Consider the following 20,672-nt stretch of genomic DNA (forward strand, 5'->3'; position numbering starts at 1 on the left):
GTCAATCGTCCGCTTCACATGCGTCGAAACGCCCCCGACATGCCGGGATGCCGTGTCGGTGCTTGTCAGCGACGTCAAAACGCGCGATACTCAATTTCAAGGTGACATCAATTATATATACATTTTTTTGCTCCTTGGATGACCTGCTGGCGTACGGCCTCCGGAGCCGTCACACCGCGCAATAACGCTCCTGGATGTCCTTGTCCGCCAGCAGCGCCGCGGCGCTGCTTTGATGCACGACCTCGCCCTGGTCGATGATCACCGCCCGGTCGGCCAGCCGCAGGGCCCATTCGACGTTCTGCTCGACCAGCAGCAGTGTCTTGCCCTCGTCGCGCAGGCGGCGGAACAGCACGCCCATCTCCTCGACCAGGACGGGCATGATGCCTTCCGAGGGCTCGTCGAGCAGGATCATCTTGGGCTTTGCGATCAGCGCGCGGGCGATCGCGAGCATCTGTTGCTCGCCGCCCGAAAGCGTGACGCCCTCCTGATCGAGGCGTTCCTTCAGGCGCGGAAAGGTTTCGGCGATCTCGTCGATCGCGGCGCGCTCCTCGATCTCGCTTCCGGCCGCGACCAGGCCGAGGCGGAGATTTTCGCGCACGGAGAGACCGGGAACGATGCGGCGCTCCTCCGGCACATAGGCCAAACCGAGATGGAAGCGCTGATGAGCCCGGAACGGCAGCAATTCCTTGCCCGCAAAGCGCACGCGGCCTGTCGCCTTCGGCATCAGACCCATCATCGCCCGCAGCGTCGTGGTCTTGCCGGCGCCGTTGCGGCCGACGAGAGCTACCACCTCGCCCTCCTTCACTTGCAGGGAGATGCCGTGCAGGATATGGCTTGCGCCATACCAGGCGTGGAGATCATCGATTTCTAGCAGCGCGGTCTCAGCCATAGCCTTCACTCTGTCCGAGGTAAACCCGCCGGACTTCCGGGTTGCTCCTGATCTCGTTGGGCGCGCCGTCCGCCAGCAGACGGCCGTGATGCAGCACCACGACACGCTTGGACAGGCCGAGCACCATCTTCATCTTGTGCTCGACCAGCAGCACCGTGCGCTTCTCCGCGAGCCGTTCGAGCAGCGCGACCATGTCCTTGGTCTCTTCCGGCCCCATGCCGGCGGTGGGCTCATCGAGCAGGAGCAGCTCGGGCTCGGAGACCAGCGCGATCGCGATCTCCAGCGCGCGCTGCTGGCCGTGCGAGAGAAATTTGGCCAATTCAACGCGCTTGCCGAGCAGTCCGACCGCCTCAAGCGCCGCGTCGGCGCGCGCGTTCAGCTCCGTCAGCCGGGCGCGGTTGCGCCAGATGTCGTAGCTCACGGTCAGCGCCTGCGCCGCCACGCGCACATTCTCGTGCACGGACAAGTCCGGAAAGATGTTCGTGATCTGGTAGGAGCGCGAGATGCCCTGTGCACGAAGCGGTGCTGCGGCAGGCCGTTCAGTTCACGTCCCCTGAAGTGCAGCGTGCCCGACGTCGGGGGCAGCGCGCCGGAGAGGATGTTGAAGAAGGTGCTCTTGCCGGCGCCGTTCGGTCCGATGATCGAGGTCAGCTGTCCTGCCGCAAAGGACACGGTAATGTCTTCGAGCGCGACGAAGCCGCCAAAACGCTTGCCGACCCCCTCGACGCGAAGCAGTTCGCCGCTCATGGCCGCGCCTTTCCGATGCCGAGCGTGTCGAGCAGCGTTCCCCAGATCCCCTTGGGCAGGAACAGCACGAACAGCACGAAGATCGCACCGACGAAAATCTGCCAATGCGGCGTCCAGAGCGAGATGACATCCTCCAGGATCAGGAAGCTCGCAGCCCCGACGAAGGGCCCGAAGAAGCTGCGCGCGCCGCCGAGCAGCACCATCATCACGATCATGCCCGATGTCTGGTAGTGCAGAAGGTCCAGCGGTACGATCGACAGGTGCAGCGCCAGCATGCAGCCGCCAAGCGAGGAGATCGCACCCGACAGCATGAACACGATCAGCTTGCTGCGCTCGACGTCATAGCCGCACGCCCGCGCCCGCTGCTCGTTTTCGCGGATGGCCTCGATGACGGCGCCGAACGGCGAGTTCAGGATCCGCGACTGGAACCACATCGCGAGCGCCGCGAAGGCCATCAGCACGTAATACTTATTGACGGGGTCGAGGAAATTGACGGGGAAGCCGAACAGGCTGATGCGGTCGACGGTGAAGCCGCGCAGGCCGTTCTCGCCGCCCGTGAAGGACGAGGCCTGCAGCGCGACGTAGTAGACGAGCTGGGCCAGCGCCAGCGTCACCATGGAAAAATAGATGCCGCGGGTGCGCGTCGAGACGATGCCGATTGCGGCGGCAAGGCCGGTGCTCAGGAGGACGGCGATCGGCACCGCGGCGAACCAGGGTACGCCATAGCGGCCGATCGCAATGCCGGTGAAGTAGGCGCCCGCGCCGAAGAACGCCGCCTGCCCGAACGACAGCAGCCCGGTGTAGCCGAACAGCAGATTGTAGCCCATCACCACGACGCCGTAGATCAGGACGTTGACGGCCAGCGCCTGGGACGGCAGCACCCATGGCAGCACGGCCAGCACCGCGATGGACAGCAGGACGCGCTGCTCGAGAAGCCAGCCGAGCCCGCGGGACGAGGGCTTGGCGACCGCTTCGCCGCTCGATGGTGACGTCACGCGGTCCTCCCTCTCACGCCGAACAGGCCTTGCGGGCGGATCAACAGCACAATCGCCATCAGCGCGAACATGACGATGGTCGCCATTTCAGGCGCGAACAGCGCCACCAGGCTGATGGAGATGCCGACCATGAGGCCGGCGACGACCGCACCGACGATCGAGCCGAGGCCACCGATCACGGTCACGACGAAGGCCTCCGCCAGCACCAGCGAGCCCATCTCCGGATTGACGCTGCGCATGGGACCCGCGAGCACACCACCGAGCGCGGCAAGTCCGACGCCAAGGCCAAAAATCGCGAGCCAGACCCGGCCGATATCGACGCCGAGCACCTGCATGATGGTGGGATCGCGGGCGCCCGCGCGCACAATGAGGCCGATGCGGGTCTTCTCCAGCGTCAGCCAGAGCACCAGCAGCACCACCGCCACCAGCGCGATGACGAACAGGCGGTAGCGCGGGAAGAAGCCGATGCCGAGATCGAGCACGCCGACGAGCTGCGGCGGGGTCGGAAACGGAATGCCGTCGCTGCCGAACACGATGCGCACGCCCTCGACCAGGATGTAGCTCAGGCCGAAGGTGAGCAGCAGCGGATCGTCGATCGAGCGTCCATAGAGCCTGCGGATCAGGACGAACTCGATCAGCATGCCGAACGCGCCGATCAAAATGGGAGCGAGCAGCAATCCCCACCAGAAGCTGCCGGTGAGCGACGCCAGATACAGCCCCGCATAGGCCCCGATCATGAACAGCGCGCCATGGGCGAAATTCACCACCCCGAGCATGCCGAACACGATCGTCAGTCCAAGCGCAGTGATCACCAGGACCGCCCCAAGGGCGATCCCGGAAAGAAGCTGCATGATGATCAGCGACAGGTCCATCGGTTGAGGCTTCAGGTCGCGTGGCCGAGCTCGCTGCAGCTGCGCAGCATATCATCGGAGCCGGTGTCGTTGGCGAGAATCGCAAACAGATCGTTGTCGTTCGCCATCGCGGACTTCTTCTTGGACTCCAGCACCAGCACCGACTGCACCGACTGGTGGTCGCATTTGCGGTAGTGCTGCGGGCCCTTGGTCAGGTCGTATTGCAACTTCTCGAGGGCATCGATGACCTTGTCGGTGTCGGTGCCTCCGGCGACCTGTATGGCCGCCAGCAGCGATCCGACGCCGGAATAGCCATAGGCGCCGTAATCGGTCGGAATTGCGCCGGCATTGGCGGCCTTGAACGCCGCGTTGAAAGCGGCCGCCGTCTTGCTCTGCGACTCCAGGCCCCAATAATAGTTGGCCCCGCCGACCACGCCCTCAAACACGTCGGGGCCGACCGCGAGCCGCTGGTTGTGCAGGATGACGGGTACGACGATCTTCATCTGCTGCTTGACGCCGAAATCCACCGCCTGCTTGATCGCGTTGGCCTGGTCCCGGCCGAAATTGGAGATGCAGAGCACGTCCGGCCGCATCGACATCAGGCGCGGCATGAAGGTGGAATAGTCGGCCGCGCCGAACGGATGTAGGATCTCGCCAACGTTATCAGCGCCGATCGCCGCCTGCGCGCGCTTGAAGCCGCGCAGCATCTCATGGCCATACGCATAGTCGGCCACGAGATGGGCGACCTTCATGCCCTTCTTCAGGGTCTGCCGCGCCACCGCAGCGGTCGTCATGTGCGGGTTCAGCGCTTCGTGGAAGGTGTATTTGCTGAAATCCTTGGCCTCGTTGATCGTGTCGGACTGGCTGATCGAGACGTAGATCACGCCGCGGGCACGGGTGACCTCGTTGACGGCGAGCTGCACCGCGCTGGAAAGCGCGCCCACCACGGCGTGGACCTTGTCCTTCTCGATCAGCTCCAGCGTCCGGGTCGCGGCCTCGCCGGCATTGAGCTTGTCGTCACGCACCAGGAGCTCGACCTTGCGGCCACCGATGCCGCCCTTGTCGTTGACGAGCTTGACGGCGAGCTCGGCGCATTTGACCTGATCGCGCGCCTCAGCGGCGAACGGTCCGGTCAGCGGCGTCGGGAAGCCAATGCGAATCGTCTCGTCCGCGGCGCGGCCGAGCCGCGGCATGGCGAGCAGGGCGGCGCCGGCGGAGAGGCCAGCGAGCGCGGTGCGGCGGGATATTGTCGAGGTCGAACCGGATTTGGGCATGATTTCCTCCAACTGTCTTTTTTTAGAAACGTTTCAGGGCTTTCAGGACTTTTATGGGCGTGATCGGAATCGAATTGATCGAGGCGTCGAACGGCGCGAGCGCGTCGTTGACGGCGTTCAGAACGCAGGCGGATGCCGCCGCCGTGCCGGCCTCGCCAACTCCCTTGGCCCCGAGCAGGGTGTCGGCGGTCGGCGTCTCGACGTGGCCGATGACGATGTCGGGCATCTCCATCGGCATCGGAACGAGGTAGTCGGCGAGCGAGCCGTTCATGAGCTGACCAGTCTCGCTGTAGCGGCATTCCTCGAACAGCGCCGCACCCAGCCCCTGCACGATGCCGCCGCGAAGCTGCTCGTCCACCAGCATCGGATTGATGACGCGGCCGCAATCCTCGACGATGAAGTGCTTCAGCACTTTGACGAAGCCGGTCTCGACATCGACCTCCAGCGAACAGCCCTGGATGCCGTTGGTGAAGGCGAACGGATAGCCCTGCGGAGCAAAGTGATGACTGACGGTGAGCTGCGCCTGTGTGCTGGGCGGCAAGGTGTCGGAGCGGAAATAGGCGATCCGCGCGATCTCGGAGATAGGCAACCGCTTGTTCCGGGTCACGGCGTCGACGACCTCGCCATCGATGATGTCGAGTGCCGAGGGCTGCTCCTGAAGAATGAGCGCGGCAATCTCCAGAATATTGCGCTTGAGCACGCGCGTGGCCTGCAGCGCGGTCTCGCCGCCGATGCCGGCGCCACGGCAGGCCCAGGTGGCGCCGCCATGCGGCGTCACCTCGGTATCTCCTGTGATGACCTTGACGTGTTCCTGCGCAAGGCCGAGCTGATCGGCCACGTCTGGCTGATGATCGCCTCGGTGCCCTGCCCCTGCTCGGTGACCGAGATCAGGCAGCGGACCTCGCCCGACGGCGTCAGGCTGAGGATCGCGCCGTCCTGCGACGAGATGCGCGCGCCGCCGATGCCGTAGAAGGCCGGGCTGGGATTGGTGATCTCGACGAAGGCCGCAATGCCGATGCCGCGATAGACGCCGCGCTTGCGCAAGTCGGCCTGCTCGGCGCGCAACCCCTCATAACCCATCATCTCGTGCAGGCGATTCAGGCAGGCCTGATGCGACAGCGCCTCGAAGCGATAGCCGGTCGGCGAGGTCTGCGGATAGGCATCGTCAGCGATAACGTTCTGCGCGCGGATGGCGAAGGGATTGAGGCCAACCTTGGCCGCCGCCATGTCGACCAGCCGCTCGGTGACGGCACAGGCGATGGGATGACCGACGGCGCGATACTGGCTGGTCTGCACCTTGTTCTGGAAGATCACCTCCAGTGTGGCGCGATAGTCCTTGAAACGATAGGGCGCGCCGATCAGGCGGATCACCTGGTTGCCCTCGACCACGCTGGTGCGCGGATAGGTCGAGAACGCCCCGATCGCGGTCAAGTCCAGCACGTCCATCGCCAGGATCTCGCCGTTGGCATCGAGCGCCATGCGGGCCCGGACGCGATGATCGCGGGCGTGGATGTCGGAGACGAAGGACTCGATGCGGTCGGCGACGTATTTGACGGGACGGCCGAGCAGGATCGACAGGCCGACCACCGCCATGTCCTCGTGATAGACATGCAGCTTCATCCCGAAGGAGCCGCCGATGTCGGTCGCGATGACGCGGACGCGGGCCTCGGGGATGCCGTAGTGGCGTGAATAGAGATCCTGGAACTGGTAGGGCGTCTGCGTCGCGTGATGCACGGTGAGTGCGCCGGCGGCGGGATCGTAGTCTGCAACGATGGCGCGCGGCTCCAGCGTCACCGCGGTGTGGCGGCCGAAGGAGAACTCTTCTTCCACCACGTGCGCGGCATGCGCAAAGGCGTCGTCAACGGCGCCATTGTCGAGCTGGGCCCGGAAACAGGTGTTATTGACACTGCCGGGATTGATCAGCGGGCCACCAGCCTCTCGTGCACTGTCGATATCGACGACGACAGGGAGGTCCTCGTAATCGATCTCGATCAGCTCCAGCGCATCTTCCGCAATCGCCCGGCTCTCGGCGACGACGGCCACCACAGCCTGCCCGGCCCAGACCACGCGGTCGAGCGGCAATGGCAATTGCGGAGCCGACGTCATGCCCTTGAAGTGATCGAGCGTGCCGGTCCAGGGCGTGCAGATCTTTGCGAGGTCCTCGCCCGTGGCAACGAGATGCACGCCTTCGAGCGCGCCCGCCCGCTCGGTATTGATGGCGACGATCTTCGCGTGCGCATGCGGACTGCGCAGGAAGGCGGCATGGAGCATACGCGGCAAGCGAAGGTCGCTGACATAGCGTCCGCGGCCGGCGAGCAGGCGCTTGGCGTTCGGGCGCGGCACCGAGCGGCCGATATAGGAATTCGGGCGGTCGAGCGAGGTCAGCGGCGCGCTCATGTCGCGCCTCCATCTTCATTGCGCGCTTTGGCCACCGCGTCGATGGCGTCCACGATCGCCTCATAGCCGGTGCAGCGGCAGTAATTGCCCGACAGCGCGTCGCGGATTTCGTCGCGGCTCGGCCGCGCCACCTGCGAGAGCAGTTCATGGGCATTGACCAGCATGCCCGGCGTGCAGAAGCCGCATTGCAGCGCGTTGCGGCGATGGAATTCGGCCTGGAGATCGGCGATCACGCCGCTCTCGGTAAGACCTTCGATGGTATTGATCTTGGCACCATCGGCCTGCACTGCAAAGATCAGGCAGGAGTGCACAGCGCGGCCGTCGAGTTGCACCAGGCAGGCGCCGCAGGCCCCCATCTCGCAGCCCGCATGCGTGCCGGTCAGTTCGAGCGCGTTGCGCAGGCAATCGACCAGCGTCTCGCGCGGCGCCACCTCGCAGGCGACCTTGCGGCCATTGACGACGAAGCGGACCCGCACGGTCTCGTCGGGGTCGTCCAAAAGGGTTTCGTCAAAACCGCTCATGCGACCTCACTCAGACGTCCGAGCAGGCGGCCGAGCAGCACGCGGGCGAGATGCAGCCGCATCGCCGGCGGCACCTCGTCGCTGTCCGGCGGGGCGAGATCGCCTTCGAGCGCAGCTTGTGCGGCGGCGATACGCTCAGGATCCAGGTTCGAGCCGATCAGGGTTGCCTCAGCGCCCTTCACCCGCGTCGGTGTATTGCCGACCGAGAAGAAGGAAACGCGGATGTCGTCGATGCGTTCGGCTGTGAAAGTCGCAAGCATGCCGCACCCGACCAGAGCATAGTCCCCGCGCCGGCGCGCCAGCTCGTCGAACGCAAAACGTTGATCGGCCTTGAACAGCGGAACGTAGATCGCGGTGATCAACTCACCGGGCTGCAATGCGGTCTCGAACAACTCGACGAAGAAGTCGTCGGCTTTCACACGCCGGCTGCCGGAAGGGCCGGCGATCTCGATCTCGGCATCGAGCGCCAGGGTCATCGCCGGGAATTCGGAGGCAGGATCGGCGAGCGCGACGCTGCCGCCAATGGTGCCGCGGTTGCGGATCGCGGGATGGGCAACGAAGGGGGCGGCCGCATGCAGCAGCGGCGCGAACTCGGCGATCAGCGGCTCACTCAGCATCTCACAATGGCGCGTCAGCGCGCCGATACGCAAGTAACCGCCTTCGCGCCTGACGCCGCGCAGCTCTTCGATGTGGGTGATGTCGATCAGCAACCGCGGCGCTTGTAGCCGCAGCGATAACGCCGGCACGAGGCTCTGGCCCCCGGCAATGAAGCGCGCGTCATCGCCGGCGCGGGCATGAGCATCCAGCGCCTGGTCGATCGTCGCAGCACGAAAATAGCTGAAAGCCCTCGCCTTCACCGCCGTTTCCTCGAGATCCGTCGGCTCATCAGCCGGGATACCAGATTTGTAACCATCTGGTCTCAAAATCCTGACATGCCGCCGGGAGGCGGTCAACAGAAAATGACCATTTGGTCACAAATGCACCTTTAGGCTAAGAAGGCAGCCGGAGATTGCGATTCAGCGACGAAATGGCCCGAAAAGCGCAGAAGCCAGCGAAACGACCGGTCCGGAAGCGGACGGACACAGGCAGCAAGTCCGCGCCAAAGCGCCGCAACATGCGTGCGGCCGACCGCGAGCGTGCGATCGTGGACGAGGCGATCCGCTTCTTCGCCGAGCATGGCTTCGAGGGCCAGACCCGCGAACTCGCCAAACGCATGGGCATCACGCACTCGGCGATCTATCGCCACTTCCCGAGCAAGGAGGCGCTGATCGAGCGGGTCTACCAGGAGGTCTATCTCAGCCGCTGGTCGCCCGACTGGGGGCCGATGATCCGCGACCGCTCGCTGTCGCTGGAGGCGCGGCTGACGCGCTTCTACCTCGATTATGTCGAGCGCGTGTTCGAGTACAATTGGGTGCGGATCTTCGTCTTCTCCGGCATGAAGTCGTTCGGCATCACCGGCCGTTATCTTGACATTGTCCGCCGCGAGATCATCGAGCCCGCGGCGGCCGAGCTGCGCCACGATCTGAAGCTGCCCGACGCGAAGTCCCATCCGCTCAGCGAACGCGAGACCGAGCTGTTCTGGGGCCTGCACGGCCGCATCTTCTATCTCGCCATCCGCAAGTTCATCTACGAGACGCCGATCCCGCCCGATCTCAACGCGATCGTCCGCGACGCCGTCCAGACCTTCATGGACGGCGCGAAGATGACGATGCCGAAGCTTTTGGCGCGCGACTGAAGCGTAACTACTTCGCCAGGCTCGGCAGATCGAGCGCCTTGTCGCGGGCACAATCGATCGCAGTCTCATAGCCCGCATCGGCGTGGCGCATGACGCCGCTGGCGGGATCATTCCATAGCACACGTTCAATGCGCTTCGCGGCTTCCGGCGTGCCGTCGGCGACGATCACCATGCCTGCGTGCTGGGAATAGCCGATGCCGACGCCGCCGCCGTGATGCAGCGAGACCCAGGTCGCGCCGCTGGCGCAGTTGAGCAGCGCGTTGAGCAGCGGCCAGTCGGACACAGCATCCGATCCGTCCATCATCGCCTCGGTCTCGCGGTTGGGGCTCGCCACCGAGCCGCTGTCGAGATGATCGCGGCCGATCACGATCGGCGCCTTCAATTCGCCGCGTGCCACCATCTCGTTGAAGGCTAGGCCCAGGCGATCTCGATCGCCGAGGCCGACCCAGCAGATCCGCGCCGGCAAGCCCTGGAACTTGATGCGCTCCTTGGCCATGTCGAGCCAGTTGTGCAGATGCTTGTCGTCAGGCATCAGCTCCTTGACCTTGGCGTCGGTCTTGAAGATGTCCTCGGGATCGCCCGACAGCGCAGCCCAGCGGAACGGCCCGACGCCGCGGCAGAACAAGGGACGGATATAGGCGGGAACGAAGCCCGGAAAATCGAACGCGTTCTTCAGGCCCATGTCCTGCGCCATCTGGCGAATGTTGTTGCCGTAGTCGAGCGTCGGAATGCCCTGCGCATGGAAATCCAGCATGGCCTGGACGTGCTCGACCATCGACGTCTTTGAAGCGCGCTCCACCGCCTTCGGATCCGAGGCGCGCTTGGTTTCCCAATCGGCGAGCGTCCAGCCCTTTGGCAAGTAGCCGTTGATCGGATCATGCGCGCTGGTCTGGTCGGTGACGATGTCGGGCTTGACGCCGCGGCGTACCAGCTCCGGAAAGATCTCCGCGGCGTTGCCAAGCAGGCCAACCGAGACCGCCTTCTTCGTCTTCGCGGCCTCTTCCATGATCGCCAGCGCCTCGTCGAGCGTCTCGGCCTGCCGATCGAGATAGCCGGTTCGCAGTCGCATCTCGATGCGGCTCGGCTGGCATTCGACCGCGAGCATCGAGGCGCCCGCCATGGTCGCCGCCAGCGGTTGCGCGCCGCCCATGCCGCCGAGACCGGCGGTGAGAATCCATCTTCCCGCGAGGCTGCCGCCATAGTGGCGCCGGCCGACCTCGACGAAGGTCTCGTAGGTGCCCTGCACGATGCCCTGGCTGCCGATATAGATCCAGGAGCCCGCCGTCATCTGGCCGTACATCATCAGGCCCTTGCGATCGAGCTCGTTGAAATGATCGAGCGTCGCCCAATGCGGCACAATGTTGGAGTTCGCGATCAGGACGCGCGGGGCATCGGCATGGGTGCGGAAGACACCGACCGGCTTGCCGGACTGGACCAGGAGCGTCTCGTCGGCTTCGAGCTTGCGCAAGGCCGCCGTGATGCGGTCAAAGCTCTCCCAGTCGCGCGCGGCGCGGCCAATGCCGCCATAGACGACGAGCTCGCTCGGACGCTCCGCGACATCAGGATCGAGATTGTTCATCAGCATGCGCAGGGGCGCTTCCGTCAGCCAGCTCTTGGCGCTGATGTCGCTGCCGCGGGGGGCGCGGATGGTGCGGTCATTGTCCAGTCGGCGGTTCATGCGGAGCACCTCTTTAGTCAAGTCTCGGGAACGGATCGGTTGGAAGCGCCGCGATCGCCACGGCCGGTAGCGCATCGGCTTCGATCAGCGCAGCCGCCTTGGCGAGATCGCCGGCCATGTAGCGGTCGGCGGCGAGCGTGGGCACATGCTCGCGAAGCGCAGCGATGACGGCAACGAGTGGGGCGCTGGTCGCATGCGGCGCGCGCAGCGTGATGCCTTGTGCGGCGACCAGAAGCTCGATGCCGAGGATGGCGGCGAGATTGTCGGCCATGTCCGAGAGGCGACGCGCGGCGTGCGCGGCCATCGAAACATGGTCTTCCTGGTTGGCGCTGGTCGGGGTCGAGTCGATCGAGCAGGCAGCCGCACGCTGCTTGTTCTCGGCGTACAGTGCGGCAGCCGTGACCTCGGCGATCATGAAGCCGGAATTGATGCCGGGGTCGGGCGTCAGAAACGGCGGCAGACCGAAATTGAGCGCGGGATCGACCAGCGTCGCGATGCGCCGCTCGCTGATCGCACCGATTTCCGACAACGCCAGCGCGATCGTATCGGCGGCAAAGGCGACCGGCTCGGCGTGGAAATTGCCGCCGGAGACGATCTCGCCGGTCTCGACCAGAACGAGCGGATTGTCGGTGACGGCGTTGGCTTCGACGATCAGCGTGCGCGCGGCCTGCGTGATCAGGTCGAGCACGGCGCCCGCGACCTGCGGCTGGCAACGCAGGCAATAGGGATCCTGCACGCGCTCGTCACCTTCGAGATGCGACAACCTGATATCGCTGCCGTCAAGCAACGCGGTCAGCGTCGAGGCCGCCGCGATCTGCCCGGCATGGCCGCGCAACGCCTGAATCTCGGGGCGGAACGGCGCCGTCGAGGCCATTGCCGCATCGACCGACAGCGCGCCGGTGACGAGCGCGGCGCGAGCCAGGCGAAACGCGCGCAGCACGCCGGAGATAGCGTAGGCGGTCGAGAACTGCGTGCCGTTGATCAGCGCGAGCCCCTCCTTGGGGCCCAGCGTCAGCGGCGCGAGACCGGCGACGGCGAGTGCCTCACGGCCGGAGACAGTCTTGCCATCAACGATCGCCTGCCCCTCGCCGATCATCACCGCCGTCATGTGCGCGAGCGGCGCAAGATCGCCGGAGGCGCCGACCGAGCCCTGCTGCGGCACCAGCGGATAGACGTCCTGCGCCAGCATGGCCTGCAACTGCTCGATCACCTCGCGGCGGACGCCGGAGGCACCACGCCCAAGCGAAACGATCTTCAGCGCCATCATCAGCCGGACGATCGGCTCCGGCGTGGCCGGGCCGACGCCGCAGCAATGCGAGACGATGAGATTGCGCTGGAGCAGCGCGGTCTGGTCGGGGGGAATGCGCTTCGAGGCCAGTTTTCCAAAACCGGTATTGATGCCGTAGACCGGCGCGGCGGCGTGGGCTGCCTTTGCGACGATCTCCGCGGCCGCCTCGACGCGCGGCCAGAATGACAGATCGAGTACAACAGGAGCGCCAGTGAGCACGCGCGCGAGATCGTCGAGGCTGACCGTTCCCGGCTTGACGACCATCGCCGCGCCCTGTTCCGTCACTGTCCCCTCCACACCCGGCGATGCAGCGGATTGAAGCCGATGCGGTAGACGAGCTCGGCGGGCCGCTCGATGTCCCAGATCGCGAGATCGCACCACTTCCCTGCTTCCAGCGTGCCGGTCTCATTGAGCACGCCGAGCGCACGCGCGCCTTCGCGGGTAACACCAGCGAGGCATTCAGCCACCGTCATCCGGAACAGCGTCGCGCCCATGTTCATCGTAAGCAGGAGCGATGTCAGCGGCGAGCTGCCGGGATTGCAGTCGGTCGCGAGCGCCATGTGGACGCCGTGCTTGCGGAACGCCTCGATCGGCGGCTTTTGCGTCTCGCGGATGAAATAGAAGGCGCCGGGCAGCAGCACGGCGACAGTCCCGGCCTTCGCCATCGCGGTAGCGCCGGCCTCGTCAGTATGCTCGAGGTGATCGGCGGAGAGCGCCGAGAATTTTGCGGCGAGCGCAGCGCCGCCGAGGTTCGACAGCTGGTCCGCATGGAGCTTGACCGGCAGCCCAAGCCCCCTCGCCGTCTCGAACACCCGCGCGGTCTGCTCGGCCGAGAACGCGATACCTTCCATGAAGGCATCGAGGGCATCGGCAAGACCGGCCTTTGCGACGGCCGGCAACATCTCATGACACACGAGATCGATGTAACGATCCTTGTCACCGCCGGCTTCCACTGGCAGCGCATGCGCCCCGAGAAAGGAGGTGCGGATCGCAACCGGCCGTTGACGGCCGAGGATGCGCGCCGCTGAGAGCTGCCGCATCTCGGTCTCGGTATCGAGGCCGTAACCGGACTTGATCTCGATGGTGGTGACGCCCTCGCCGATCAGCGCATCGAGCCGCGGCAGCGCGCTGGCAACGAGCTCGGCCTCGCTCGCCTCGCGTGTCGCGGCGACTGTCGAGACAATGCCGCCACCGGCGCGCGCGATTTCCTCGTAGCTTGCGCCCTTCAGGCGCAGCTCGAATTCGTGCGCGCGATTGCCGCCATAGACGAGATGGGTATGGCAATCGACGAGGCCGGGCGTGATCCAACGCCCCTCGCAATCGATCCGCTTGATCGCATCCGCATCACCAGGAAAATCCGCCGCCGCGCCCGCATAGACGATATGGCCGCCTCGCATGGCGATCACGCCATGCTCGATCTCGCCGAGATCGGGACGGTCGGCCCGCATCGTGGCGAGCCGGGCGTTGTGCCAGATCCGGTCGAAGTGCTCTGCCATGCCATGGTCCCTTCGTGGGATGCTTGACTTATATGTCTAGACATATAATCGTGGGGCGGTTCTGTCCAGCCGGCGTGTAATCATGACCCGACTGCATTTCGCCTCCGCGCTCCTGCCTTCGGGCTGGGCCAATGACGTGCAGATGGTGATCACCGCCGGCGCGATCGCCGAGGTGACGCCGGGCGTGGCGCCGGCCGCCGGCGACGAGCGTCATGGAATTGCGCTTCCGGGGTTGGCGAGCCTGCACAGCCACGCATTCCAGCGCGGCATGGCGGGGCTGGCCGAGCTGCGCGGCGATAGCACCGATACGTTCTGGACCTGGCGCGACACGATGTATCGCTTCGCGCTGACGATGACGCCGGACGATGTCGCCGCCGTTGCGACGCTGCTGTATATCGAGATGCTCGAACAGGGCTTTACCCACGTCGGCGAATTCCACTACCTCCACCACGATCGCGACGGCTCCCCTTATGCCGACCTCGCGGAAATGGCTGCCCGCATTGCACAGGCCGCCGAAGCTTCCGGCATTGCGCTGACGCTGCTGCCGAGTTTTTATGCGCATGGCTCCTTCGGCGGCGCCGCACCGCATGCGGGACAACGCCGCTTCATCTGCTCGGTCGATCAGTTCGCCGCGCTGATGGCAGCGTCACGAAAGGCGATCAGCAGATTGCCGGGCGCCAATATCGGCATCGCGCCGCACAGCCTGCGCGCGGTGACGCCGGATGAGCTCGCGGCGATCATTCCGCTCGCCGATGGTGGACCGGTGCACATTCATGCCGCCGAGCAGGTGAAAGAGGTCGAGGATTGCCTGGCCTGGTCGGGACGACGGCCGGTGCAATGGCTGCTGGAGCACGCGCCGCTCGATCAACGCTGGTGCCTCATCCACGCGACCCATACAACGGATGCGGAAGTGACCGCATTCGCCAGGACTGGCGCGGTGGCGGGTCTCTGCCCCATCACCGAGGCCAGTCTCGGCGACGGCATCTTTCCGGCGCGCGAATTCGTCGATGCCGGCGGCGCGTTCGGTGTGGGCACCGACTCCAACGTGCTGGTCGGCGCAGCCGACGAGCTGCGTCAGCTCGAATATGGCCAGCGTCTCAAGCATCGCGAGCGCAACGTGCTCTCCAGCGGCGCAGGCCGCTCGACGGGACGTACGCTGTTCGATCATACGCTCGCCGGCGGTGCACGCGCGCTGGCACAGGCCGCGGTTGGCCTCGGGCCCGGCGCACGCGCCGACATCATCACGCTCGACACCGCACATCCGTCGCTCGCGGGACGTTTGCGCGACGCCGCCATCGACGGTTGGATTTTTGCCGGAGGGACCGGCGCGATCGATTGCGTCTGGGCCGGCGGCCACAAGGTCGTCGAAGGCGGACGACACAGACTGCGACAGACCGCGCGCGAGCGCTTCAACGCAGCGGTGCGGAGGCTCGTCGCATGAGCCTGGCCACCAATGCCGCCGACCAGCCGACGCTCTACAAGCGCATCCGCGCCGATATCGAGAAGCGCATCCTGACCGGCGAGTGGCCGCCCGGGCATCGTATCCCGTTCGAGCACGAATTGGTCGCACGTTACGGCTGCTCGCGCATGACGGTGAACAAGGCGCTGTCGGAGCTCGCGCAGGCAGATCTGATTGAACGGCGGCGGCGCGCCGGCTCCTTCGTACGCCGGCCGCAGCATCTGTCGGCGGTGCTGAAGATCGCAGACATTCGCGCCGAGATCACCGCGCTTGGCCGCGGCTACGGCTACGAGCTGATCGGGCGCAAACTGCGTGCGGCGACCGCCGCCGACCGCGAGCGTCTTGGCGTCAAGAAAGCCGGAAAGCTGGTTGCGATCACCTGTCGGCACAGCGCCGACAAGGTGCCGTTTGCCGTCGAGGACCGACTGATCGATCTGTCGTCCGTGCCGGATGCAGCGACCGCGGATTTCTCGCGCGAACCGCCCGGCTCGTGGCTGCTTCATCATGTCCCATGGACGGAAGCCGAGCATACGATCAGCGCCATCGTTGCGGACGATCGCACGGCGGAGGCGCTCGACATCGCCGTCGGCGCGCCTTGCCTCGTGATCGACCGCTATACCTGGCGCAGCGCGCGCACCATCACCGCGGTGCGCCTGCTCTATCCCGGTGACTCTCACCGCCTTGTCGCCCGATTCAAGGGAGGCTGAGAGAACGATGTCGGCACAAATCGTGCAACGCTTCGGGCAACGGTCCATCAGGACTGAATGATTAACAGGGACGTCAATCCATCGATCGGCAAGAGGACGACAATCATGCGTAGTTCGACAATTTTTGCGACAATCATTGCCCTCGCGGCCTCCACTCCGGTACTCGCCGACGACGTCAAGGTCGGCGTGGGCATCTCCGGATGGACCGGCTTCGCGCCGCTCACGCTGGCGAAGGAGGCCGGCATATTCAAGAAGAACGGTCTTGACGTGACGATCAAGAAGATCCCGCAGAAGGACCGCCACCTCGCGATCGCCTCCGGCGACGTCCAGTGCGCTGCCACGACCGTCGAGACCTGGATCTCGTGGAACGCCAACGGCGTTGCGACCAAGCAGATCTTCCAGCTCGACAAGAGCTACGGCGCCGACGGCATGCCCGTGCGCAACGATCTCGCATCGATCAAGGACCTCAAGGGCAAGACCGTCGCGGCTTCCGCGCCCGGCACCTCGCCCTATTTCGCGCTGGCCTGGATGCTGAAGAAGAACGGGCTCTCGGTGAAGGACGTCACCGTCGTGAACCTCGAGCCCGCGGCCGCCGCGCAGGCCTTCGTCTCCGGCCAGAACGATGCCGCGATGACCTACGAGCCGTATCTGTCGACGGTTCGCGCCGCGCCCGACAAGGGCAAGATCATCGCGACCACGCTCGACTATCCGATGGTCATGGACACCTTTGGCTGCACGCCGAAGTTCCTCACCGAGAACCCGAAGGCTGCCAAGGCGCTCGCCGACAGCTATTTCGAGGCGCTCGACATGATCGCCAAGGATCAGGCCAAGGCCTACGAGATCATGGGCGCGGACGTGAAGCAGACCGGCGAGGCGTTCGGCAACTCGGCAAAATATCTGCGCTGGCAGGACAAGGCCGCGAACCAGAAGTTCTTTGCCGGCGATTTCCTGACCTTCAACAAGGAGGCCGCCGACCTCCTGCTCGAGATCGGCATCATCAAGGCCGCGCCGAAGGTCGAGGACCTCTTCGACGCGAGCTACATCAAGTAAACCCTTCAGGAGCTGCCGGCCCCGTCTCGCGGCGGGGCCGGAAAACTCGTTCACCGCCCGGATAGATCGTTGATGCGTCCCCTGGATCCCGTGAAATCGAAGCAGCGCGTGGCTTACGGCCTCGCGTTCTTCGTGCTGTTCGTTGCCCTCTGGTCGTGGGCGACGCTCGGCGGCCATGTGTCGAAGACCTTTCTCGCCAACCCGCTGACCATGATGCAGGAAGGCTATGACCTGCTCGCCAAGCAAGGCTTCCTGTTCGACATCGGCATGACGATCTGGCGCGTCGTCGGCGGCTTCGCCCTTGCTGCGATCATCGCGGTTCCGCTCGGCGTGCTGATGGGTGCCTACAAGCCGGTCGAAGCGTTCCTCGAACCGTTCGTCTCCTTTGCTCGCTATTTGCCTGCCTCGGCCTTTATCCCGCTGCTGATCCTGTGGGCCGGCATCGGCGAATTGCAGAAGCTGCTCGTCATCTTCATCGGCGCGGTGTTCCAAATCATCCTGATGATCGCCGTCACCGTGGGCACCACGCGGCGCGATCTGGTCGAGGCGGCCTATACGCTCGGGGCCAGCGACCGCGGCATCATCCGCCGGGTGCTGCTGCCCTCCTCCGCACCCGAGATCGCGGAGATTCTGCGGCTGGTGCTGGGCTGGGCCTGGACCTATGTCATCGTCGCCGAGCTGATTGGCTCGTCCTCGGGCATCGGCCACATGATCACCGACAGCCAGGCGCTGCTCAACACCGGCCAGATCATCTTCGGCATCATCGTGATCGGAGTGATCGGTCTCCTCTCGGACTTCATGTTCAAGGCGTTCAACGCCTGGCTGTTTCCGTGGAGGCTCGCATGACCACGCTGAAAATCGAACAGGTCTCGCGAACCTTCCCCGCGCGCCACGGCAACGCGCCGACCAGGGCGCTGGAGCCGACCGATCTCACCATCGGCAACAACGATTTCGTCACCATCCTCGGCCCCTCCGGCTGCGGCAAGTCCACGCTGCTTCGCATCGTCGCCGGTCTCGACCGGCCGACCAGCGGGCGCGTCACGCTCGACGGGCGCGAGGTGACCGGCCCCGGCGCCGATCGCGGCATGGTGTTCCAGTCCTACACGCTGTTTCCCTGGCTGAGCGTGCGCGAGAACATCGCCTTCGGCCTGCGCGAGCGCGGCGTGCCCGAGGCGGAGCGCAACAAGATCGCCGATGCCTTCATCCGCCAGGTCGGGCTGTCCGGCTTCGAGAACCACTGGCCGAAGCAGCTCTCCGGCGGCATGCAGCAGCGCACCGCGATCGCCCGCGCGCTCGCCAACGATCCAAAGATCCTGCTGCTCGACGAGCCCTTTGGCGCGCTCGACAACCAGACCCGCGCCTTGATGCAGGAAATGCTGCTCGGGATCTGGGAGCGCGACCAGAAGACCGTGCTGTTCGTCACCCACGACATCGAGGAAGCCATCTTCCTCGGCAGCCGCGTCATCGTGATGAGCGCGCGCCCCGGCCGCATTCAAGGCCGAAATCAATGTGGACCTGCCGCATCCGCGCTCCTACAAGATCAAGACCACGCCCGAATTCGTCCAGCTGAAGGAACGGCTGGTCGAGGAGATCCGCACCGAGGCGTTGAAGGTTGCCGAACATGCCTGACACCAAGCCGCGTGCCGATGGGCAACGCGTTCTCGCCGATCTCAATACGCTCCGTGCCATCGGCGCCTACAAGACCGGCGTGCATAAGCCGACCTTCTCCGAGCCGCACAAGCAGTCGCTCGACTGGCTGGTGCAGAAGCTGCCCGACGCCGGCCTCACCGCCGCGATCGACGGCATCGGCAATGTGTTCGGCAGCAGCGCGAAGCCGGGGCCGAAGCTGCTGGCGGGCTCGCACCTGGAGAGCCAGAACTACGCCGGTTGGCTCGATGGCCCGCTCGGCGTCGTCTATGCGCTCGAAGCGGCCCGCGTGCTCAATGCCGACCCATCCGTGAAGGGTGCGGTCGAAGTTGCCGCCTGGTGCGACGAGGAAGGACACTTTGGGCACTTCCTCGGCTCGCGCTCCTATGTCGGACAGGTGACCGAGGCCGACATCGATGCCGCCCGCGACCGCACCAGCGGCCACACCATGCGCGACGCACTCGCCGACATGGGGCTCTCGGGCCGCGCGCGCGTCGCCGCCGAGCCGGGACGCCACATCGGATATCTGGAGGCGCATATCGAGCAGGGCGACACGCTCGAAAGCGGCAAGCTCGCGATCGGCGTGGTGACCTCCATCGTCGGCATCTGGCAGTACCAGATCAATTTCGTCGGCGAGCAGAACCATGCCGGCACCACCCGCATGGCGGCGCGGAAGGATGCCGGCCTCGCGCTGGCCAAGTTCTGCGTCGCGATCGACGAGCGGTTCCCAGGGGCCTGCGGCCCGCGCACGGTCTGGACCACCGGCCGCATCACGCTCGATCCCGGCGCGCCGAGCATCATCCCGGGCAAGGCCGAATTGCTGTTCCAGATCCGCGACGACGATCCGGCGGTGATCTCGCGGCTGGAGCAACTGCTGCGGACCATGGCTGACGAGGCCACCGCGAAAGGCCCTTGCACCGTCACCGTGGAGAAGATTCGCACCGGCGCGCCCGCGATGATGAACGCCGGCTTCCAGGACGCCATCGAAGCCGCGAGCAAGGCCCTTGCTAGCGGACGATCCATTCGCATGCCCAGCGGCGCCGGCCACGACGCGCAGTTGCTCGCGACCGTCATGCCCGCTGCCATGCTGTTCGTGCCGTCGATCGGCGGCATCAGCCACCACTGGACCGAGAACACCGCCGACGCCGACATCGTCACGGGCGCGCAGGTCTTCGTCGACGCCTGCCGGCGGCTCCTCGGTGGTTAGACGTGCCGCCGCATCTGAACTCCTGGACGATGTCGTACTTGCCCTTCGTGATCGGCACGGCATAGCCGAAGCGCAGCGTTCAACCACACCCGCCTCTGGAATGCTGGGTCGCCCGCCTTCGCGGGCGATGACAGCGCGTGTTGCAGACACACCTTCGCATCCTCGCAGCGCATTTCGCCCGAGCTTTGCTTGATCTCTCCACCCTCGAAGCCAAGAGGGCGCAGGGAAGGCTGGGTGCTGACCTCGCACCCGCGGTCCGCTGCGCGAGGTGGTGCGCAAAGGAAACCGCACAGCAGCATACAGGTGGTGCCAATCACTCGGCCTTCCCTGCGCAGTGGTCGGACGGCTTATGCCGTGCTCTCCCGGGAGCCGAATTCCTTCTGGCCTCCCTCACGCCTGCGAAAGTCGCCAGCACCGCGCCGGTTGACGCGACTGCCGCATCCGCAAAGCACTTGACCGTAGCAACGACGGTCAGGATCACACGGTTTTGCCGTACGCACGGCCCGCCATTTCGCCGCAGTTTTTCCAGCCCTGTCGACGGAGCCGGAAACTTACAGACGAGACGAACCTGACAGCGCCGCTCATCCGGCACGAACTTTTGGGCTCACGGAGAGCAATCCGCCCTGCCCTTAACCTCTCGCGCCCGACGCTGCCGCGTCCACCGCAAGCCCGGCTCGCGACACGTGACGACACAAGGTCGCCCCTCTTGGTGAGCCGGGATGGGCGACACA

General features: G+C 65.4%; 15 protein-coding genes and 3 pseudogenes. 7 read left to right on the plus strand and 11 right to left on the minus strand.

Annotation, left to right across the window (positions count from 1 at the left end):
• Window positions 1-169 precede the first annotated feature (169 nt).
• The 8 genes and pseudogenes from J4G43_RS37140 to J4G43_RS37175 all read right to left on the minus strand — a co-directional run bounded on the left by J4G43_RS37140 (window position 170) and on the right by J4G43_RS37175 (window position 8,531).
• The gene (locus tag J4G43_RS37140) at window positions 170-889 is read right to left on the minus strand and encodes an ABC transporter ATP-binding protein (RefSeq protein WP_208087946.1); all 720 of its coding nucleotides are present in this window, start codon (window positions 887-889) and stop codon (window positions 170-172) included.
• A pseudogene (locus J4G43_RS37145) lies at window positions 882-1,636 on the minus strand (ABC transporter ATP-binding protein). Before J4G43_RS37145 ends, J4G43_RS37140 begins: the two are co-directional and overlap by 8 nt.
• On the minus strand, window positions 1,633-2,631 hold the full coding sequence (locus J4G43_RS37150; RefSeq protein ID WP_208087947.1) for a branched-chain amino acid ABC transporter permease: 999 nt from the start codon (window positions 2,629-2,631) through the stop codon (window positions 1,633-1,635). The pseudogene J4G43_RS37145 and the gene J4G43_RS37150 overlap by 4 nt, the downstream one beginning before the upstream one ends.
• The gene (locus tag J4G43_RS37155; protein WP_071911591.1) at window positions 2,628-3,503 is read right to left on the minus strand and encodes a branched-chain amino acid ABC transporter permease; all 876 of its coding nucleotides are present in this window, start codon (window positions 3,501-3,503) and stop codon (window positions 2,628-2,630) included. Before J4G43_RS37155 ends, J4G43_RS37150 begins: the two co-directional genes overlap by 4 nt.
• An 11-nt stretch (window positions 3,504-3,514) precedes the next feature.
• Window positions 3,515-4,756 (minus strand): ABC transporter substrate-binding protein, encoded by a 1,242-nt coding sequence (locus J4G43_RS37160; protein ID WP_208087948.1) that lies wholly within the window; start codon window positions 4,754-4,756, stop codon window positions 3,515-3,517.
• Between the two features lie 22 nt (window positions 4,757-4,778).
• Window positions 4,779-7,153: pseudogene (locus tag J4G43_RS37165) on the minus strand (xanthine dehydrogenase family protein molybdopterin-binding subunit).
• A complete protein-coding gene (locus J4G43_RS37170; protein ID WP_208087949.1) occupies window positions 7,150-7,674 on the minus strand; it encodes a (2Fe-2S)-binding protein in 525 nt (174 codons plus the stop codon). The pseudogene J4G43_RS37165 and the gene J4G43_RS37170 overlap by 4 nt, the downstream one beginning before the upstream one ends.
• Entirely contained in the window at window positions 7,671-8,531 is an 861-nt protein-coding gene (locus J4G43_RS37175; RefSeq protein ID WP_208087950.1) for an FAD binding domain-containing protein, read from the minus strand. The genes J4G43_RS37170 and J4G43_RS37175 overlap by 4 nt, the downstream gene beginning before the upstream one ends.
• Window positions 8,532-8,788: 257 nt before the next feature.
• On the opposite strand from J4G43_RS37175, the gene J4G43_RS37180 reads away from it, so the two are divergent.
• Window positions 8,789-9,409, plus strand: coding sequence for a TetR/AcrR family transcriptional regulator (locus J4G43_RS37180; RefSeq protein WP_208087951.1), 621 nt, complete (start codon window positions 8,789-8,791; stop codon window positions 9,407-9,409).
• A gap of 7 nt (window positions 9,410-9,416) precedes the next feature.
• Here the strand turns inward: J4G43_RS37180 and hutU are convergent, their stop codons facing one another.
• Genes hutU through hutI form a run of 3 tightly spaced genes read right to left on the minus strand, consistent with a single transcriptional unit; the run spans window position 9,417 to window position 13,871 of the window.
• Complete coding sequence (gene hutU, locus J4G43_RS37185; protein WP_208087952.1) at window positions 9,417-11,087, minus strand: urocanate hydratase; 1,671 nt, start codon at window positions 11,085-11,087, stop codon at window positions 9,417-9,419.
• Window positions 11,088-11,100: 13 nt separating this feature from the next.
• A complete protein-coding gene (gene hutH / locus J4G43_RS37190) occupies window positions 11,101-12,660 on the minus strand; it encodes a histidine ammonia-lyase (RefSeq protein ID WP_208087953.1) in 1,560 nt (519 codons plus the stop codon).
• Entirely contained in the window at window positions 12,657-13,871 is a 1,215-nt protein-coding gene (hutI, locus tag J4G43_RS37195) for an imidazolonepropionase (RefSeq protein WP_208087954.1), read from the minus strand. The genes hutH and hutI overlap by 4 nt, the downstream gene beginning before the upstream one ends.
• A gap of 82 nt (window positions 13,872-13,953) precedes the next feature.
• On the opposite strand from hutI, the gene J4G43_RS37200 reads away from it, so the two are divergent.
• From J4G43_RS37200 to J4G43_RS37225, 6 genes and pseudogenes are all read left to right on the plus strand, one after another.
• Window positions 13,954-15,312 (plus strand): formimidoylglutamate deiminase, encoded by a 1,359-nt coding sequence (locus J4G43_RS37200; RefSeq protein WP_208087955.1) that lies wholly within the window; start codon window positions 13,954-13,956, stop codon window positions 15,310-15,312.
• The gene (gene hutC, locus J4G43_RS37205; RefSeq protein ID WP_208087956.1) at window positions 15,309-16,037 is read left to right on the plus strand and encodes a histidine utilization transcriptional repressor HutC; all 729 of its coding nucleotides are present in this window, start codon (window positions 15,309-15,311) and stop codon (window positions 16,035-16,037) included. Before J4G43_RS37200 ends, hutC begins: the two co-directional genes overlap by 4 nt.
• A 105-nt stretch (window positions 16,038-16,142) precedes the next feature.
• Window positions 16,143-17,087, plus strand: coding sequence for an ABC transporter substrate-binding protein (locus J4G43_RS37210; protein ID WP_208087957.1), 945 nt, complete (start codon window positions 16,143-16,145; stop codon window positions 17,085-17,087).
• 72 nt (window positions 17,088-17,159) lie between these two features.
• Window positions 17,160-17,933, plus strand: a complete 774-nt coding sequence (locus J4G43_RS37215; protein WP_208089516.1) for an ABC transporter permease — start codon at window positions 17,160-17,162, stop codon at window positions 17,931-17,933.
• Window positions 17,930-18,716, plus strand: a pseudogene (locus J4G43_RS37220) (ABC transporter ATP-binding protein). The gene J4G43_RS37215 and the pseudogene J4G43_RS37220 overlap by 4 nt, the downstream one beginning before the upstream one ends.
• Window positions 18,709-19,941: a Zn-dependent hydrolase gene (locus J4G43_RS37225; RefSeq protein WP_208087958.1), complete on the plus strand. Its 1,233-nt coding sequence runs from the start codon at window positions 18,709-18,711 to the stop codon at window positions 19,939-19,941. Before J4G43_RS37220 ends, J4G43_RS37225 begins: the two are co-directional and overlap by 8 nt.
• Window positions 19,942-20,672 lie beyond the last annotated feature (731 nt).

Source organism: Bradyrhizobium barranii subsp. barranii (assembly GCF_017565645.3).
Taxonomy (GTDB): domain Bacteria; phylum Pseudomonadota; class Alphaproteobacteria; order Rhizobiales; family Xanthobacteraceae; genus Bradyrhizobium; species Bradyrhizobium barranii.

Coding starts and splice junctions, on each gene's coding strand:
- J4G43_RS37140 (WP_208087946.1), bottom strand. CDS start 889: ATGGCTGAGACCGCGCTGCTAGAAATCGATGATCTCCACGCCTGGTAT.
- J4G43_RS37155 (WP_071911591.1), bottom strand. CDS start 3,503: ATGGACCTGTCGCTGATCATCATGCAGCTTCTTTCCGGGATCGCCCTT.
- J4G43_RS37160 (WP_208087948.1), bottom strand. CDS start 4,756: ATGCCCAAATCCGGTTCGACCTCGACAATATCCCGCCGCACCGCGCTC.
- J4G43_RS37170 (WP_208087949.1), bottom strand. CDS start 7,674: ATGAGCGGTTTTGACGAAACCCTTTTGGACGACCCCGACGAGACCGTG.
- J4G43_RS37180 (WP_208087951.1), top strand. CDS start 8,789: ATGCGTGCGGCCGACCGCGAGCGTGCGATCGTGGACGAGGCGATCCGC.
- hutU (WP_208087952.1), bottom strand. CDS start 11,087: ATGAACCGCCGACTGGACAATGACCGCACCATCCGCGCCCCCCGCGGC.
- hutI (WP_208087954.1), bottom strand. CDS start 13,871: ATGGCAGAGCACTTCGACCGGATCTGGCACAACGCCCGGCTCGCCACG.
- J4G43_RS37200 (WP_208087955.1), top strand. CDS start 13,954: ATGACCCGACTGCATTTCGCCTCCGCGCTCCTGCCTTCGGGCTGGGCC.
- hutC (WP_208087956.1), top strand. CDS start 15,309: ATGAGCCTGGCCACCAATGCCGCCGACCAGCCGACGCTCTACAAGCGC.
- J4G43_RS37210 (WP_208087957.1), top strand. CDS start 16,143: ATGCGTAGTTCGACAATTTTTGCGACAATCATTGCCCTCGCGGCCTCC.
- J4G43_RS37215 (WP_208089516.1), top strand. CDS start 17,160: ATGCGTCCCCTGGATCCCGTGAAATCGAAGCAGCGCGTGGCTTACGGC.
- J4G43_RS37225 (WP_208087958.1), top strand. CDS start 18,709: ATGCCTGACACCAAGCCGCGTGCCGATGGGCAACGCGTTCTCGCCGAT.